Annotated in this window: 15 protein-coding genes; 8 read left to right on the top strand and 7 right to left on the bottom strand. The window is 46.7% G+C overall.

Going from position 1 to position 16,544, the window contains the following annotated elements; translation table 11 throughout:
- Window positions 1-48: 48 nt before the first annotated feature.
- Together IC230_RS23775 and IC230_RS23770 are read right to left on the bottom strand one after the other, a co-directional pair.
- Window positions 49-2,409 carry an FdhF/YdeP family oxidoreductase gene (locus tag IC230_RS23775; protein WP_191041560.1) on the bottom strand — a complete coding sequence of 787 codons (2,361 nt, stop codon included), beginning with the start codon at window positions 2,407-2,409 and terminating at the stop codon, window positions 49-51.
- Window positions 2,410-2,416: 7 nt separating this feature from the next.
- Window positions 2,417-3,463, bottom strand: coding sequence for an App1 family protein (locus tag IC230_RS23770; protein ID WP_191041559.1), 1,047 nt, complete (start codon window positions 3,461-3,463; stop codon window positions 2,417-2,419).
- 72 nt (window positions 3,464-3,535) lie between these two features.
- Here IC230_RS23770 and IC230_RS23765 point away from each other — a divergent pair, with 72 nt between their 5' ends.
- Window positions 3,536-4,405 (top strand): diacylglycerol/lipid kinase family protein, encoded by an 870-nt coding sequence (locus IC230_RS23765; protein WP_191041558.1) that lies wholly within the window; start codon window positions 3,536-3,538, stop codon window positions 4,403-4,405.
- On the opposite strand, the gene fdhD is transcribed toward IC230_RS23765, so the two are convergent.
- The 3 genes from fdhD to pyrR all read right to left on the bottom strand — a co-directional run bounded on the left by fdhD (window position 4,398) and on the right by pyrR (window position 8,703).
- Complete coding sequence (fdhD, locus tag IC230_RS23760) at window positions 4,398-5,258, bottom strand: formate dehydrogenase accessory sulfurtransferase FdhD (protein ID WP_191041714.1); 861 nt, start codon at window positions 5,256-5,258, stop codon at window positions 4,398-4,400. The genes IC230_RS23765 and fdhD overlap by 8 nt on opposite strands.
- A gap of 100 nt (window positions 5,259-5,358) precedes the next feature.
- Window positions 5,359-7,938, bottom strand: a complete 2,580-nt coding sequence (locus IC230_RS23755; RefSeq protein WP_223860808.1) for a DUF5686 and carboxypeptidase-like regulatory domain-containing protein — start codon at window positions 7,936-7,938, stop codon at window positions 5,359-5,361.
- Between the two features lie 225 nt (window positions 7,939-8,163).
- Window positions 8,164-8,703, bottom strand: a complete 540-nt coding sequence (gene pyrR, locus IC230_RS23750; RefSeq protein ID WP_191041557.1) for a bifunctional pyr operon transcriptional regulator/uracil phosphoribosyltransferase PyrR — start codon at window positions 8,701-8,703, stop codon at window positions 8,164-8,166.
- Between the two features lie 201 nt (window positions 8,704-8,904).
- Between pyrR and IC230_RS23745 the strand changes: the two genes are divergently transcribed.
- The 6 genes from IC230_RS23745 (at window position 8,905) to IC230_RS34110 (ending at window position 14,312) form a co-directional block, all read left to right on the top strand.
- Window positions 8,905-10,767 carry a T9SS type B sorting domain-containing protein gene (locus IC230_RS23745; RefSeq protein WP_191041556.1) on the top strand — a complete coding sequence of 621 codons (1,863 nt, stop codon included), beginning with the start codon at window positions 8,905-8,907 and terminating at the stop codon, window positions 10,765-10,767.
- 3 nt (window positions 10,768-10,770) lie between these two features.
- A complete protein-coding gene (gene pth / locus IC230_RS23740; RefSeq protein WP_191041555.1) occupies window positions 10,771-11,331 on the top strand; it encodes an aminoacyl-tRNA hydrolase in 561 nt (186 codons plus the stop codon).
- 241 nt (window positions 11,332-11,572) lie between these two features.
- A complete protein-coding gene (locus IC230_RS23735) occupies window positions 11,573-12,013 on the top strand; it encodes a hypothetical protein (protein ID WP_191041554.1) in 441 nt (146 codons plus the stop codon).
- Between the two features lie 322 nt (window positions 12,014-12,335).
- Window positions 12,336-12,491, top strand: a complete 156-nt coding sequence (locus IC230_RS23730; protein WP_191041553.1) for a chryseobasin-related MNIO class RiPP peptide — start codon at window positions 12,336-12,338, stop codon at window positions 12,489-12,491.
- A 24-nt stretch (window positions 12,492-12,515) separates the two neighbouring features.
- Window positions 12,516-13,646 (top strand): multinuclear nonheme iron-dependent oxidase, encoded by a 1,131-nt coding sequence (locus IC230_RS23725; RefSeq protein ID WP_191041552.1) that lies wholly within the window; start codon window positions 12,516-12,518, stop codon window positions 13,644-13,646.
- A gap of 516 nt (window positions 13,647-14,162) precedes the next feature.
- Window positions 14,163-14,312, top strand: coding sequence for a hypothetical protein (locus tag IC230_RS34110; protein WP_223860807.1), 150 nt, complete (start codon window positions 14,163-14,165; stop codon window positions 14,310-14,312).
- A 178-nt stretch (window positions 14,313-14,490) separates the two neighbouring features.
- Here the strand turns inward: IC230_RS34110 and IC230_RS23715 are convergent, their stop codons facing one another.
- Together IC230_RS23715 and IC230_RS23710 are read right to left on the bottom strand one after the other, a co-directional pair.
- Entirely contained in the window at window positions 14,491-15,354 is an 864-nt protein-coding gene (locus IC230_RS23715; protein ID WP_191041551.1) for a M23 family metallopeptidase, read from the bottom strand.
- Window positions 15,355-15,551: 197 nt separating this feature from the next.
- Entirely contained in the window at window positions 15,552-15,794 is a 243-nt protein-coding gene (locus IC230_RS23710) for a helix-turn-helix domain-containing protein (protein ID WP_191041550.1), read from the bottom strand.
- Between the two features lie 78 nt (window positions 15,795-15,872).
- Between IC230_RS23710 and IC230_RS23705 the strand changes: the two genes are divergently transcribed.
- Window positions 15,873-16,439: a GIY-YIG nuclease family protein gene (locus IC230_RS23705; protein ID WP_191041549.1), complete on the top strand. Its 567-nt coding sequence runs from the start codon at window positions 15,873-15,875 to the stop codon at window positions 16,437-16,439.
- Window positions 16,440-16,544 lie beyond the last annotated feature (105 nt).

Here is a 16,544-nt window from a genome sequence, read left to right as displayed (position 1 = left end):
TAAAAGGAAAGCGGCTGTGGCTCTAGAGTTACAGCCGCTTTCCTTTTACTAACGATCTGCTGCCCGTGTCACCGTAATCACAATAGACTTTGAAATAGGCGTGTGGCTTTTTTCAGCGATTGACGAAATCGGGACCAACACATTTGTTTCGGGAAAATAAGCTGCTGTACAGCCACGTGGAATATCGTATGAAACGACAATAAAACGGTGAGCAGTACGTAGTTGGCCGTCGTAACGACTGTGTAAATCCACAACCTGTTTTTCCTGTAAGCCTAAGTTTGCAATATCGTCAGGATGCATGAACACAACACGGCGTTCGTTATGAATGCCCCGGTAGCGGTCGTTATTACCATAAACCGTCGTGTTGAACTGATCGTGACTCCGAATCGTCATTAATAGTAATTCGCCGGTTTCCAACTTGTGGTGAGTCGGCGTATTGATCGTAAAATGGGCTTTGCCGTCCGTTGTTTTGAACTTACGATCCCGCGGACCGTTCGGAATGTAGAAACCGCCCGGTCGACGAACCATCTGGTTATAATTATTGAATCCCGGCACAACTTTTTCAACCATGTCACGAATCAGGTCGTAATTAGCGACGAGGGCATCCCAATTGATGTAGTGGTGACCATCCTGGCCAGGAATCGTAACGGTTGAGTCTTTATTGACTGGAACAGTTGACACTACGCGTTTTGCCAATTCACAAAGAATAGCCACTTCACTTTTGAGCGTATTGACGACCGGATCAACAACACCATGCGACTGCGCGACTACCCCAGTCGTGCTTTCGCAACTGACAAACTGCTCGCCAGTGGCCTGCTTATCACGATCAGTACGTCCAAGACAGGGAAGAATCAGGGCCGTTTCGCCGTGAATAAGGTGGCTCCGGTTCAGTTTAGTTGATACGTGAACAGTAAGTTTACATTTTCTCAGCGCTTCGGCAGTATAATTTGTATCAGATACAGCCATCGCAAAGTTGCCGCCTAGTCCAAAGAAGACCTTGGCTTTGCCTTCATGCATGGCTTTTACCGATTTTACTGTATCAAATCCATCTTTGCGGGGCGGTTCAAAGTTGAACACCCGCTTGAGAGCATCTAAAAACTCAGGCTTCGGCTTCTCCCAAACGCCCATAGTACGGTCGCCCTGTACGTTACTATGTCCACGAATAGGGCTAGCTCCTCCCCCTTCGATACCAATGCTCCCTTTGAGCAACAGTACGTTAATAATTTCATTAATCGTTTCAACGGCATTACGATGCTGCGTTAGGCCCATAGCCCAGCAGATAACCAACTTCGGAGTATATTTAAACAAATCAACTGCTTCCTGAATCTGCGCTACGGTTTGACCGCATTGAGCTGCTAATTCGTTCAACTCAAACTGATCCAGACTTTTCACAAACTCATGGTAACCGGATGTGTACTGCTGGATAAACTTCTGATCCAGCACTTTTCCTGACTGGCCCGCTGTGGCGGATTTTTTTTCTTCTTCCAGCAGCAGTTTACACATGGCTTTTAACAGAGCCATATCGGAATTAATCGGTATTTGCAGAAATACATCGGTCATTTTTTCCCCGCCAAACAGCATGTCACGCGGACTTTGTGGGTCCTTGAACTTGAGTAGTCCGGTTTCATGTAATGGATTAACGGAGATAATTTTGGCACCGTTACGTTTGGCTGTTTCGAGGGGCGTTAGCATGCGGGGCGCGTTGGTACCCGGATTCTGGCCCATAATCATGATCACATCGGCTTTTTCGTAATCTTCATATTTGACCGAGGCTTTTCCCAATCCAAGCGAGTCAGCCAGCGCCACACTGGTCGATTCGTGGCACATGTTCGAGCAGTCGGGCATGTTGTTTGTACCAAACATCCGAACGAATAGCTGATATACAAAAGCGGCTTCGTTACTCGTTCGACCCGATGTGTAAAAAATTGCTTCATCGGGCGAATCGAGCGCATGTAGTTGATCGGCAATGAGTTGGAAAGCATCAGACCAGTCAATAGGTACATAGTGGGTTGCGCCAGGTTTTAGAATCATAGGCTGCGTTAAACGGCCCTGCTGTCCCAACCACAAATCCGGTTTCTTGATCAATTCATCAACGGAATAGCGCTGAAACAAAACGGGGGATGCCGTATGGTTGGTCATGACCTCATCGGCAACGGCTTTGGCACCGCTTTCGCAATATTCTGCAATATTTGATCGATGTCCATCCGGATCGGGCCAGGCGCAGGACGGGCAGTCAAAGCCATCTTTCTGGTTCATATTAACCAGTGCTTTCCAGCCACGAGCCGGTCCTGTTCCGCGCAATACGTATTTGAAAGAGGCAGCAATAGCGGGCAAACCAGCCGCTTCATCATAGGGTTTGTCGACTTCGAGTTTGCCAGTTAGTTCTTCAGGGGGCGTGTTCTGTTTCATTGTAGTGCTACGTAGCGACTAAGCCAATATCTACTGAATGTTGCCGGGCGTCGGCACTATGCGCAAAGTAGCACGTGAACACACCCTTCGTTTCGATCTTAGCCATCAAACTCTCTGTTCTGGCTTTATGTTCAGCGTGAATTTGCCGGATATAAACACAACGAATACGATCCGGAAACTGCTGAACAACGGACTCATAAATAATGGGATCCTGCTGTGAATCGTCACCTAATAAGATAAATTGCTGACTGGGGTATGTTTCAATGATCTGCTTGATTCGGTCAAATTTTGTATGGTGTTTACCTTTGCCTGTTTGCAGAACCTGCGATAAACGTTTCAGCGTGCTCAACAGATAAACGCCATCGGGCAACCTGTTTTTCTGAGAAAACTCCAGAATATAGTCGTACAAATTCCACTCACTACTCGATACGTAAAAGAATGGATTCGTTGCTTCAGGACCGCTGTTAGCCTGGGCAAGCAATTGATAATGGGAAACGACTCCATCAAAAGGCATCCGACTATGCGCGTTTTCCGTTAACAAGACCAGCAATCGTTTGGCAATCGTGGCCGAATGGGACACCAGGAACGTATCGTCAATATCGGAAATACAGATAAACTGAGTTGCGTATGGAATTAATACGTTTCCTTCACCTTCGGCCAGTATTGTTTCGGAGGTTATGGTTTGTGTGAGCTGTGCCTGCACCCGATGCCAGCCGGAAGGTAATGGCTTGTTTAACGACACGTCTATCCGAAAATAGCCATTCTCATCAGCCTGTGTCTGCACTTCCTGCTCACCAACCTGAATGCGCACCAGCGCCTGTGAATATGGACGTACCAAAAACAACCGGATTACGGCCAGCAGATTTACTAAATCAATATCACGGTAGTTCTTCCTGGGCAGCGCACTTCTCCGAAAGGCATGGCCGAAAACAGTCAATCGGTCAGCTGTACCAAACCCGCGGTATACCTTCACTGTAGGCTGATCCGTTAACCGTAGCAGTGTTAAGAAATAGCGAAATATTTTACCCTTCAGGCTTATTTTTTGTTTACTCATACGTAGCAGTTATGTGGGTTTCTAGTACGCAACTGGCTATATATTGTTTATAACCGCTAATCAGCTTATAAGTTGACCTTTTTATTTGCTATTAATCCCGTTTCGGGTGGCCAGGACAAAAGCCTTTGGGAAGAAGGTATACAGACCTATTTCGCTGATTTGCCCCACCGCATTCACCAGTTTCATTTTGATGGAAAAACCGACGATCAGCTCCTTCGTCAGCAGATTACCCAGCATAAACCCGATTGTGTTGTAGCGGTTGGGGGCGACGGCACCCTCAAAATTGTCGCGACGGCCCTACTTGATACAGACCTTATGCTGGGGGTGTTACCAGCGGGGTCGGCTAATGGTATGGCTCGCGAGCTGGGGATACCACCCGATGTTCGGGGCAGTCTGGACGCACTGGTGAATGGGTCGCCAAAACCAGTGGATATCATTTCCGTCAACGACGGTGATCTGTGCCTGCATCTAAGCGATATAGGGCTAAACGCGCAGATTGTGAAACACTACGAGCAAAATAACCTGAGGGGCAAATTGGGCTATCTTCGAAGCGTAGTTAACGTACTGAGGAAAAGGAGGTTACTACGTATATCGATCACAGTTGGTGAGGAGTGTGTTCATCGGGCTGCTCTTATGGTGGTACTGGCTAATGCCCGTATGTATGGTACGGGGGCAGTGATCAATCCCGATGGCTCGCCCTTTGATGGACAGTTTGAGGTAGTTATTTTTCGGCGCTTATCGTTCTGGTCAATTCTAAAACTTTTTTGGCGCTTTAAGCCCTTCGACCCAAAAAACATTGAGATTTACCCCGCCACTTCTGTCGTGATCGAAACGCAACGACGGGCTTATTTTCAGATAGATGGGGAGTATCGTGGCCGGATTACCAAATTAAAAGCCGACATTCGACCGGGAGCCTTAACGATGCTTTTACCGACTACGTAGCAGATATTTCGCGCACCACTTGCTCATCTACTCGCTCTGGTTCACTATATAGATTAAATCGTTCGTCACGTACGAAACCCGCTAGTGTCATTCCGGCTTCCTGCGCCATTTGTACGGCCAGGCTCGATGGGGCACCCACGGCGGCCAGGAACGGAACACCCGCCAGCCAGCTTTTCTGAACCAGCTCAACGCCGATACGTCCGCTCAGGAAAACGCCGAACTGACTAAGCGGCAACCAGTTTTGCCAGAATGCCGCCCCAATAAGTTTATCTAAAGCATTGTGGCGGCCAATGTCCTCCCGGATAAGTAACAGTTTACCGTCAGCGTCGAACAAAGCCGCAGCGTGTAATCCTCCCGTATACGCAAAGGCTCGTTGCGTCTCACGGACACGCCCCGGTAAAGCATGAAGTGTAGTCGGCTTCACGCTAAAATCGGCCTGAATAGGTCCGGGAGTAAGTGCCATGACGGCTTCAATGGTGGCTTTCCCGCAAAGTCCGCAACTTGACGAGGTAAAGGTATTCCGTTCGAGCCGCGCCCAGTCGACCACTACGCTGGGATGGAGTTCAACGCGGAGAACGTTGCCTTCTTTCTGTGAATCCTGTACACAATGACGACAGGAAACAATGTCGGTACGTTGCTGGATGATTCCCTCGGTAAAGAGAAAACCCATCGCCAGTTCTTCATCATGGCCGGGTGTTCGCATCGTAACCGATACGGGTCGTTGCTGCCGGTCGTTGGCAGGGCCAAAACCCAATCTAATTTCCAGCGGTTCTTCAACAGCTACTAAATCAGGGGCTTCAGTCCGACTTTCGCCAGAAACTTTCCAGACAGTAGCGGGGGCAACGAGCGACATACGAGTGGTTGTTTTCCAATCAACTCCCGATGACAGCAGAAAGTTACGTAGCACGGACGGTCGCCGTTGCCCTGGAAACCCGTGCTACACCCATCGAAAGCTAAAAACTAATGGTCGCCGATGCCTTAAGAGCGAAGGAATTGATTGGGATTCCATTCAGCCCATCACCGAGATAATTCAACCGGTGAATCGCCTGAATTCGAATTAGCTTGAAAATATTATCGATTCCGTAGCCCAACTCCATGTAAGGAATTTTCGGATCAAGCGTGCCGAACCGAACCGATCGCTGTCCATTCGGAAGGAGCCTATTCGTTTCCAGCGATTGATTCGCTTTCGACTGTGTTCCCCAAAGTGCATCAACGTTGCCAATCAATCGCCAGTTCAATTTGCGAATACCCGGAATCCGGTTAAACAGCAACCCTTCAAATCGATGTTGCACGTGAATAGCCACGAATTGGTCACTGACAAATTCGTAGTAATTCATCCGGTTAAACGTATTGGTCGTTAGCAAGGGCGTTGGGTTTCCAATATGCGGAAACAGCAGCGGAGCGGGTAACGTTGATGGCGTATAACCAGCTGATAGCAAATAAGTTGTCCGACCCAGAGTACCCAACCGGAATGTCTGTTGCGCGCGAATCGTTATGCGATCATAGTTATAATCTCCTCCGAGTGATTTTGCGCCGTGCGTGTATCGGATGGTGAGGATAGGGGCTCGTTTGGTACCCAGCGTGATTCGCTCGTTACCATCCATGATGTACTTTTCTTTCCGGGCCAAACGCGCTTCGATCGACCAGAAGGCGTCATTAATCTCAGATCGCAATGGAGATTGATCGCCCAGTTCAGGTTGGGCTTTATAGAGAAAGTTAAAATAAGGATCGAATGTCCGGCTACCCAGCATTGCCGTAATCAATACACCTTTAACCGGCTCGGTTTTAAAGAAAACTTCCTTTTGAAAACTTTCGTAACCACCCCGAACCCGACCAAAGCGACTCAGTGCGTAAAAGATTCGGTTGCCGCCAATCAATTCAGGGGTCAATCCTAACCGTTCAATATCGTCGGCTACCCGGACACCGGCTACGGTCCAATGCTGTCGCGAAAACAAATAGTCGGCTTCAGCTCCATATTTGAATTGGCCATCCAGTGTACCGTAAGCCACATAACCACGAAATATCCAGCTCCGGCTAAATTGATCGTTCGTCCGGAAACCAATCCGCGTTCGTAGGCCTTCAATGCTATTAACAGCGAACAAATACGGATACGGTCCCAGATCTAAGCCACCGACTTTATAGAATCCAGTGATAGCTACCTCTCCTACGGCTTCGGCCATTTTCACAGCGGGTACGGCCCGGAGTTTATCAATAATCTGACGGGATTTCTGGTCCTCTTTACTCAACGAATCAGGACCAGCAAGATTCCGCTGAACGGCATGCCAGTACGCTTCGTTGGTCGTTGCGACCGTATCGCTTGGCTCAATCGGCTGTTCATAAAAGAGCGCCGGGTGCGGTCGGTTCACAATGATGTTGCTGTTACGTAGCGTTACCTGTGCCCGCATCCCCAGTGACTGTTTACCAACACCTGTCAGATTTGCCGTCAGTTTGATACTGACTGGTAACCAACCTGCCGTACCTGAGTTCCCCGCCGTTGAATCGGTAGTTGTTTCCAATTCCTGTTCAATGGTAAGACCCCGAACATAGTTCAGGTTGGCTTGGTCGCCAATGCGGGTTTCGATCTGGCAAAGCGCAAACGTAGTGGTATCAATCCAAGCCTTGCCGATGAAGGCAAGATCTTCCTTTCGTTTAGGATCGAACTGAATTTCGTAGCAAATGTGATCGCCAATCTGGGTCGTGTCGGCCAGAAAGAATTCGTACCAGCCCCGCCAGTTATCGCCAACGGGTGAAGCAAAATCCTTACCCAGAATCGGAATATAGTTATCGTAGAAATTCTGGCTAACCAGGTTCGTGCCTCCCAGCAATTGCGAACTCAGACCTGCATCATCAACGGCCACGCCTTTGATCCGGGTTTTCCGAATGTCTTCACGTTTACGTTCGGGACTGCTTCGGAAATAGTAACGAGAAACTGATTCCGAAGCCAATAATGGCAGCAATCGATGGCCATCGTCATCGACAATCGAGTCCTGTTTGCTCATGGCCTCGTTAATCCGCTTGATGAGCGGATTTTTGCGCATGCGTTCTGTTACGTGGCTAAGGGCTATTTCGGTCTTAACGTAGCTGTCGTATTCGTAAGCCGCCAGTCGTTTTCGATCATTTAGACCGCGATTTTTGCGAAGCTGACGTAGCACACGCCACGCTGGGTTTTCACCGGCTCTTACGGTTACTTCCTGCAACGCATTTCCGGCTGATTCCAGTTTAAAGTCGACAGCTTGCGTCAGCCGCTCGGGATCAATGGCCCTACGTAGCGTTTTGTAGCCGAGCGAGCTAACGGCCATTGAGTCAGTAAGGAGTTTGGCATTCAGCGTATAGCGACCCTGCTCATCAGTAAGAACGCCAACCCGACGCCCAACCAGCGCCACACTCGCAAAGGGGATAGGTTCACCTGTATTCGCATCGGTTACCAGCCCTGTAACTTTATAAATAGTTTGAGCCTGAGTTGGCGAAACTCCTCCGATAAGCAATAACCAAAAAACAATAAAAAGAGGGTGTGGATGTAACTGAGTCTTCAATTGTTGGGTAGTCTTTGTTGTTCTAGTTAGGTTAAGCGAATTTACTATAACTATTGGTATGTATAAATGAACTCACTGACTCAAACTTCACAATTAACCAACCAATTGTCGAACCCCTTACACAAATTGTTAGCTAATCATTGCTCGTAACAATCTTCAAAATTAACAAAACTTTAAGTAATTTTCATCAAGAAATTTTGTGGTAATTTCTACTTATTTTCACCGTTAACCAACGAGCCATATTCGATCGGCATCAGCCCCCTGCTCGGTCCATTCAACCAGTACCTGTTGCGACTCTAGTGTATTGACACGCATCCCCGTATAATCGGGTTTGATCGGCAAATCACGATTGTAACGTCGATCGATCAGTACCAGTAATTCAACCTTTCGCGGACGGCCAAATGCGGTCATGGCATCCAGAGCAGCTCGTACCATCCGGCCCGTTGCCAGTACGTCGTCAATCAGAATCACGCGCTTGTTTTCAATGATGAATGGTACGTTGGTTGTGTTCGGACGAAGGGGCGTATCCCGTCGACGGAAATCGTCACGGTAGAACGTAGCATCTAAATAGCCGAGCGGTACATCGTAATTTAACGTTCGACTTAACTCCCGGCTGACCCGTTCAGCAAAATAAATTCCCCGTGGTTGCATCCCCAAAATAACGGTATCGGCAAAATTTTGGTAATTTTCGATTAACTGCTGCGTCAGCCGGCTAACCACAATTTCGAGCAAAGGACTGGACAGAATCAGGCGTTGTTGGTTCATGGAGTAAAAATAGTTGTAATAGTCTTCAGTTGATAATTGATAATCTTAGATTGTAAGCCATCAGAATACAAACGGCTGCTGACTATCTACTGACTGCAATGGGGATTTTGCCTATCGACGGATAAATCATACAAATGCAGTATTGTCACTACTTTAGTGTCGCTTTAGCTTTGTTTAGTTAATGAGAAGATCCTGTTGGTCATGAAACAAAGTAATACCCTTGGCCTTTTGCTACTGCTTATTCTGACAGCCGCTGGAAGTCAGGCTCAGGACGTATCGGGTTTCTGGCTTGGCGTTACGTATCCAGCGGACCCTAATCAGGCTGTTTATAACTACACGATGACGATTACTCAGAACGGCAGCGCGTTGGGTGGTACTACGGAAACCTCGAATCCCAATGTGCCGTTTGGCGGACTTGCTTATTTATCGGGGCAAATAGTATCAAATCAGGTCAATTTTAGCGAGGCTGACAAGAACGGTAGTACATCCGTAAAAGGCATCTGTTTCTGGCGTGGTAAGCTAACCTACAACCCAACGGAGGAAAGCCTGATTGGCACCTACGAAAACATGACGAATAGTACCTGCACGATCGTTGGAAGTGGCAAGGTCGAACTGTATCGAATTGTACTTAAATCCCCTACCAAATATTGTAAAGGCAGCCCCATTAGTTTGATCGTTACGGGTAAGAATATCCAGTGGTACAGCTCACCGACGCGTACGAATCCGATTGCGAAAGGCAATACGTTCAATCCAACTATTACCAAAACCACTACGTTTTATATTACCCAGACTCTTTACAAGAACGAAAGCCCTGCTATTCCGGTAACGATTGAAGTAATCGAACCAACGTTTACCGCTATCCCGACCAATCCAGGCTGCGGTCGAACCAGTGGCTCAATTGCTTTGACGGCAGCGACGGGTGCCACCGGTTGGCAGTACAGCCTTAACGGCGGAGCGTTTCAGACATCGCCCATATTTCCTGGGCTTGGACCGGGAACGTATAACGTCAAAGCAAAAGATGCAGCGGGTTGCCAGTCTGAGCAATCGATTACGCTTACTTCCGTATCTGGACCGATCATTAGTGATTTAAAAGCTACCCCACCCCAATGTGGAACGGCGAATGGTGAAGTAAGCGTAGTAGCCAGCGGAGGAAAAGCTCCGCTAACCTATTCTATTGATTACGGAAGTACGTTTCAGACCAGTCCGCTTTTCAGCAAATTGGCTGGCGGCACCTACACGTTTCGCGTACGTGATGACAATGGATGCGAATTTAACAAAGCCATTGCGCTTCCAGCCGCTAACTCAATGGCCGTTCTCAGCTCAACGGGTTTGCCCACCACCTGTGGACAAGCCAACGGTTCAGTAACAATGACAACTTCGGGAGGCAATAATCCCATACAGTATAGTATCGATAACCAGACGTATCAAACGGGCAATACGTTTACTGGGTTACAGTCCGGCAATTATGTTCTGCAGGCGCGGGATGGCACGGGTTGTGCGGTTAGCCAAACGATTAGTGTAGCCGCCAGCACAGGGCCTCAACTCGCTCGTGTCCAGACGATGCCTGCAGGATGTGGACAGCCTAATGGGGCCATCCTGATTACGTCGGCGAATACGGTGAGCACCATTGATTACTCGATCAACGGCCAGGCTTTCCAACGTACCAGTAATTTTTCGAGCCTGAAAGCAGGAAGTTACGTTCTTGTTGCCAGAGACACCAATAATTGCACGGTCTCCCAGAACATAGTGGTCCCCTTCGATTGCGCGAGTACGATTCATTTGCCAACGGCTTTTTCGCCCAATGCTGATCACGTCAATGATGCGCTTACCATTCACTTTGGGTTTCCATCCCTAACCATTTCGCGATTTACAGTTTATGACCGCTGGGGAGTAGTGATGTATAATCGTGCTAATTTTGAGGTTTCTACCGGCGACTCTATCTGGGATGGGCAAGTTAACGGCCAACCAGCCCCCAAAGGTATTTATGTGTATCGTCTGGATTATCAGCTTCCCGACGGCACACAAACCAGCTATCGTGAGTCGGTAGCTTTATTAAACGAATAGTAGATGAAATTTTTGATTGTTGGCTTGGGCAATATTGGCCCCGAATACGCACTAACTCGGCATAATGCCGGCTTCATGGTTCTTGATCGACTGGCGGCTCAACATGGTTTCGATTTCTCAATGACCCGTCTCGCCTATACGGCTAAATGGCAACATAAAGGCAAGCAGTTGTTTTTCGTAAAACCCACTACGTATATGAACCTCAGCGGTCGGGCGGTGGCTTATTACATGAAACAGGAAAACATTCCGGTCGAGAATATCCTCATTATTACAGACGACAAAGATTTACCCTTTGGCAAGCTTCGCCTGAAGCCCAAAGGATCGCCGGGAGGGCACAATGGTTTACGTAGTATAGATGAGACACTTACTACCCAGGAGTACGCACGATTACGGGTTGGAATCGGCAATAATTTCTCGAAAGGCCGGCAGGTTGATTTTGTTTTGGGACAGTTTCCAGAGGACGAATTGATCCAATTACCAGCTTATTTAGACCGAGCTGGAGACGCTGCACTAAGTTTTTGTACTATGGGGATACAAATAGCCATGAACAATTACAACCAATGATATAATTTTTTAAAGAATCTTTCATTATTTGAAGACAATATTTTTTATATATTAGAAACGTACAATTCGAAATAATATTTCGATTAAACAGTATTACCAGTTTACAAAGAGCTTTAAATAAGGCTAATCAATACTTAATTTCGGAATAATATTTTGACCGGCACCTGTAGAGTCTTTGTGTTTTAGAACTTTCAATAGACCTTTGTGCGTTATCTAGTTGAAACGAAAATAGAACAAATCAATGAAAACGCGTGTTATCTTTGCGTCGGTAATTCTTGGATTAGGATTAGCGACAAGTCAGGCAACCGCGGCTACCACCACCAACACTGATGATAGCCCGGCAGCCACCAAGCCGGCAAGTGCTATGCTTGTTAATGGTTCACAAAAGCAGTTCGCTTCTTATGTCGGACGTAACAACAACAAATTTGCACAAACTACCAACTGGCAAAACTTTATGAGCGTAGTCTCTTTGTACAATCAAAATCCGGCCGCTGTGCTAAATGTTAGCCCTGCCGACCGTATAAAGTTCAACGAAGCCGCTGCTCAAGTAACGAATACACTGGTTAAGCATAAAAATGCCGAAGCCAGCCGTTGGACGAACCAGGCCGATCATACGGTCCGGATGATCAATTTCCTCTGGAATGCCGATCAATTTATCAGCCAAGCCGCTGACGTTCAGTAATCTTAATTAAATCCCGTTTTAAAACGGGATTTGGAACAGAAAAGAGTAAAAGTTAGTTTTTCATGTAGAAAAGGTTAAGGGTTTAGGAATAGTCAGTATAAGGTTCTCTGCGATGATCAGGGAACCTTATCTTTTTTATAGGCCAAATAAGATCAGATATCTTATTTGGCCTTTTGTTTAATCACGGTTCTTCACTGCCAGAGCTCATCTTCAAAAAGAATGCGTAGCAGTCCAACCCTATTATACTGGCCTGAGTCTATTGTTTGTGCTCTGTTTCTCTCAGGCACACCTTTTCCTGCTTTTTACTCAGAAAATTAGAGCCATGAAACTTTCTAAACCCTTACTTCAGGCTATTGCCGTAGCCGTTACCGTCACGACAATTAGCTCCTGCACGAAAGACAAAGTCATTGATCCCAAAGCGCCTCAGGGTGAGCAGCAACGCGAACCTTACAACTGCCCGGCTTGCGGTATGGGTTAATCGTTCGTTTAAGTGACTTTCGCTATGCCTAAAATTTATTCGTCTATTGCCTGCAACGTAGATACCAACATTTTGCAGGCAACGCTTCCTCTTTTTGAAGCGGAAAAAGTTCAGGCGATTGAGTGGTCATTCGATACGCTTTATCAGCATAATCAGATTCCTGATTGGTTTGCGGAATTACTACAGGCGTATGGTCAGGAAAACCGGCTGATTGGTCATGGTGTATTCTTTTCCCTTTTCGCGGGGAAGTGGACAACTGCTCAGCAGGAGTGGCTGGATCGTTTAAAGAAGCTGGCCAGTGAATTTACGTTCAATCATATTACCGAGCATTTCGGGTTTATGACGGGAGAGGATTTTCATAAAGGTGCCCCCATTAGCGTTCCTTTTATCTCATCAACGCTTGCCTTGGGACAGGATCGCCTAAAACGCATTCAGAATGCCTGCAACTGCCCGGTGGGATTAGAAAATCTGGCGTTTGCTTATTCCCTGGATGAAGTGAAACAACATGGCGATTTCCTGAATCAGTTAATTGAACCGATTAACGGATTTATCATTTTAGATCTGCACAATCTGTATTGCCAAAGTCAGAATTTTAGTGTTGCTGTTTCCGATTTGCTTTCGCTTTACCCGCTGGATCGAGTACGCGAAATTCATATTTCGGGTGGAAGCTGGACATCGTCTTCGACAGAACCGGAAAAACGAATCAGACGCGATACACACGATGAGGCTGTTCCAATGGAAGTGTTTGAATTGCTGGAGCAGGTAATCGCGCAATGCCCCAATCTGAATTTTGTGGTGCTTGAGCAGCTTGGCAGCGGACTGATAACAGAAGAAAGTCGGCGCTTATTTCAGGAGGATTTTTTAAGAATGGATGACATCATAACGACTTATACCAACACCATACCGCCAGAGAATCTATTTCTTCCATTGGTCCCTTTCGATATAAGCTCGTCTCCGCTACAAAATCATTTGCTACATACTCAACAGACTGAGCTTTCTACGATTCTCGAGACGGCAACTAATTATCAACAAGCTCAGCACCTTCTTCGCTCGTCCAGTTTAGCCAATTCCGCCTGGCAAGTCGAAAACTGGAATTCCACGATGCTAGAAACAGCTTTGGCCATTGCTCAGAAATGGCAACATGGATTTAACTAACTGGTATTCAGGCAATACGTATCGTACTGAGCCTTTCACACAAATTGAAAAAGGTTTTTGATACGTTTGCTTTGCAGGTCTATGACGATTCAGGACCTCCACGACCGCAAGCTTATTTTGTTTGACTGCATTCGGGGCGTATTTATCCTGCCACAGATAGAACTCTAGGGACTGCACTACGTTAAGCAGGTCAATGATGATAAAACGACGTAATCTTTTACGAGCTAGGCCGATTTATTGAGCTTTTATCCAAAAACAATAGTAGTGGCCAACCGTCCAACTATTCTCGAACTCCTTTGTGCCCCCGCCGATTGCATTGTTTACAAACACCCTTTAGTTGCCCAACTACAACCGAGCGATTTTCTGTCGAAAGTATGCCGGGAGACATTTGCGGGCTACGCAATCAACTAGATTAAAAGGCACGGGCTTATTTCTACGTCAATCACGACGGCTATTCGAGTTATTACAAAAACTACGATGCCAACAACATGATGCACACTGTTTAGACTGCTGGATATGGCTATCGAAATTCTGGAAAGTGGACAGGTACTGGTTCGTCGGCCAAACCGCGACGAATTACTACAGATTCGGGCGGGCGCGTTCGAATACGACGACCTGATTAAACTGGCTGAACAAAAACTTATCCAGGTCGATGTAGCAGACTAACAGTCCCCTCCCCGATCGGCCCAAGCTAGACCGAATCAATCAGATTCTGATCGAGTTACGAACAGCTTTATATATTGAGAAATTCTACTAGCATTAAGTAAACACAGAGCCACAGACAACACGGAGTTCTAAACTGAGCTTTATAGTTTTTGTGTTCTTGGTGGCTTTGTGTTTAACTCTACTTAACTTCAGTCATATCCGACGGATCGATCAGTAAATAACCTGGGTTGACACAAGCGCCATGCCAGCGGACGCCAAAATGCAGATGTGGTCCCGTTACGCGTCCAGTCTCGCCGACAAGACCGATTTTCTGCCCCTTCTTGACAGTTTGATTCGGCTTCACCGTATAACTTTTTAAATGAAAGTATTCGGAGATCAAGCCATTGCCATGATCAATAAATACAGAGTTCCCGCTATAAAACAGATTAGCCGCCAATAGTACCCGTCCATTACCGGCACTGAGAACTGATTTATCTTCCCCGACGGGATAATCCTGACCAGTATGCCGGTCGCGGGGCTGCCCATTGAATGTGCGACAAGCACCAAAATTACCTTCACCTTTTGGGAGCGGATCAGCAGGCTTGCCAATTGGCAGATCGAATACGGCTGGCCGTACATCGGCTTTGTAAGCAATCAGCGGATTGACCTGCTTCGCTTCTTTAGCCGCACGAGCCTGGTTCTGAGTCGATACGTTTACATACTCCTTCTTCGGAAAATTCGTGAAGTCTTCCTGAACACACGGCTTTTCCGTTACGATCAGTCGAGCACTTTCGAGTTTTCCACCCGTCGTCCGGCGGGAGATAGTATAGGTGCCGGACTTCATATCCATATCAACTGGATAATAACACGTACCGTTTACAGCAGCCCAAGCCCGTTTTTCGAAGCTGCATCGCAAACAGTTTCCGGGCCAGCGCACAATTTCTCCTTGTGCAACAATTACTGATTTAGCCGTTGTAGATGCTTCCTTTTTAGTCTTTTGGGCATAGGCTGGTATCAGAATACTCCACAGTCCCAGTAGGATGAGTTGACGAGTTGTTTTCATGAGCATGTACGAATAGGTGTATCGTACTAACCGACTCCAGACTAATCTGTTTACCAACCACAAAAGCTCTTGTATTTAGTTGACTAAAGCTACTGAACCTGTTCGCTGTGTGCATCTGCAACGAAGACGCATAAGAATTAGCACCCGCCAGAATCTAGCCGACAATCAATCAAAAACAAAGTCACACAATCTCTCAACTAGAGCGTCGGCGTCCCTTCGCCAGTTAAGACAAATCGCATGTTCATCGTCGGAAACTTACGCGCAATCTCCGCCAGCGACTCACTGCTTAGGTACGTTTTGTTGTTAATGTGCCGATAAAATTTCTCCCGACTGTAGCCTAATTCTTTAGCTAATCGGTACACCGTAACCCCTTGTTTGGCTAGGGCTTCCCTTAACCATTTCCCCTGAATATCCTGCTTTTTTTGTTTCCGTCCGCTCATGCTCAAAGGTAAAAAAAAGTTGAAAAAATATAGGCCTTTTTTGTTGTATATAAGTATTTTTAGTAGTATATTTAATACATGAAAAACGCGCTAAAAATGCACCAGAAACACCTTGATTTAAGCGAAATTCTCGATAACGCGAGACAATTTCAGAACCAGCCCTGCGTCTATTATTTGATCGATGATAATGATGAGGTCACTTATGTTGGGCAGACAAAAAATCTGTATTCGCAGCTCATTACCCACCGATTCTCCGGCAAAGAATTCGTTCGGTATAATTTTTTCCCCTGCGAAGAAATTGACTTGGATCGACTGGAACAGGAGGCTATTTCTAAGTTTAGGCCGGTTCATAATAAGCCTCCCACTGCCCAGTCGACATCGGGTTACTTAAGTAAACCGCTCATCTGCCTCAAGCACAACATTACGCCCGTTGCGTTCGACTACCTTCGCGAAGCTTTCGGCCTGGAATCGAGCCGTTCTTTTGGAAACACGAAGTATTACAAGCCTGAAGATGTTGAATCTTGGTTAAGGCGCTTCAAAGGGTTGGTTATCCGTGGCCGACATGTGCTACAGGTCCGACCAGATTATCTGGCTGTAGGCGTAAGTACTCGAACTAAACAAATTCAGCTTTACAGAAAAAGATAGCTAAAGGTATTCAGGCCGTAAATAAACACACCTATAGTTTCAATTCTTTTAGAATAATTTAAAACAACGAACGACCCTACTAACCAGACTTACTTAAGGATAAAT

This window comes from Spirosoma validum, from assembly GCF_014699035.1.
Taxonomy (GTDB): domain Bacteria; phylum Bacteroidota; class Bacteroidia; order Cytophagales; family Spirosomataceae; genus Spirosoma; species Spirosoma validum.
This window is presented reverse-complemented; position numbering and strand designations above follow the sequence as displayed.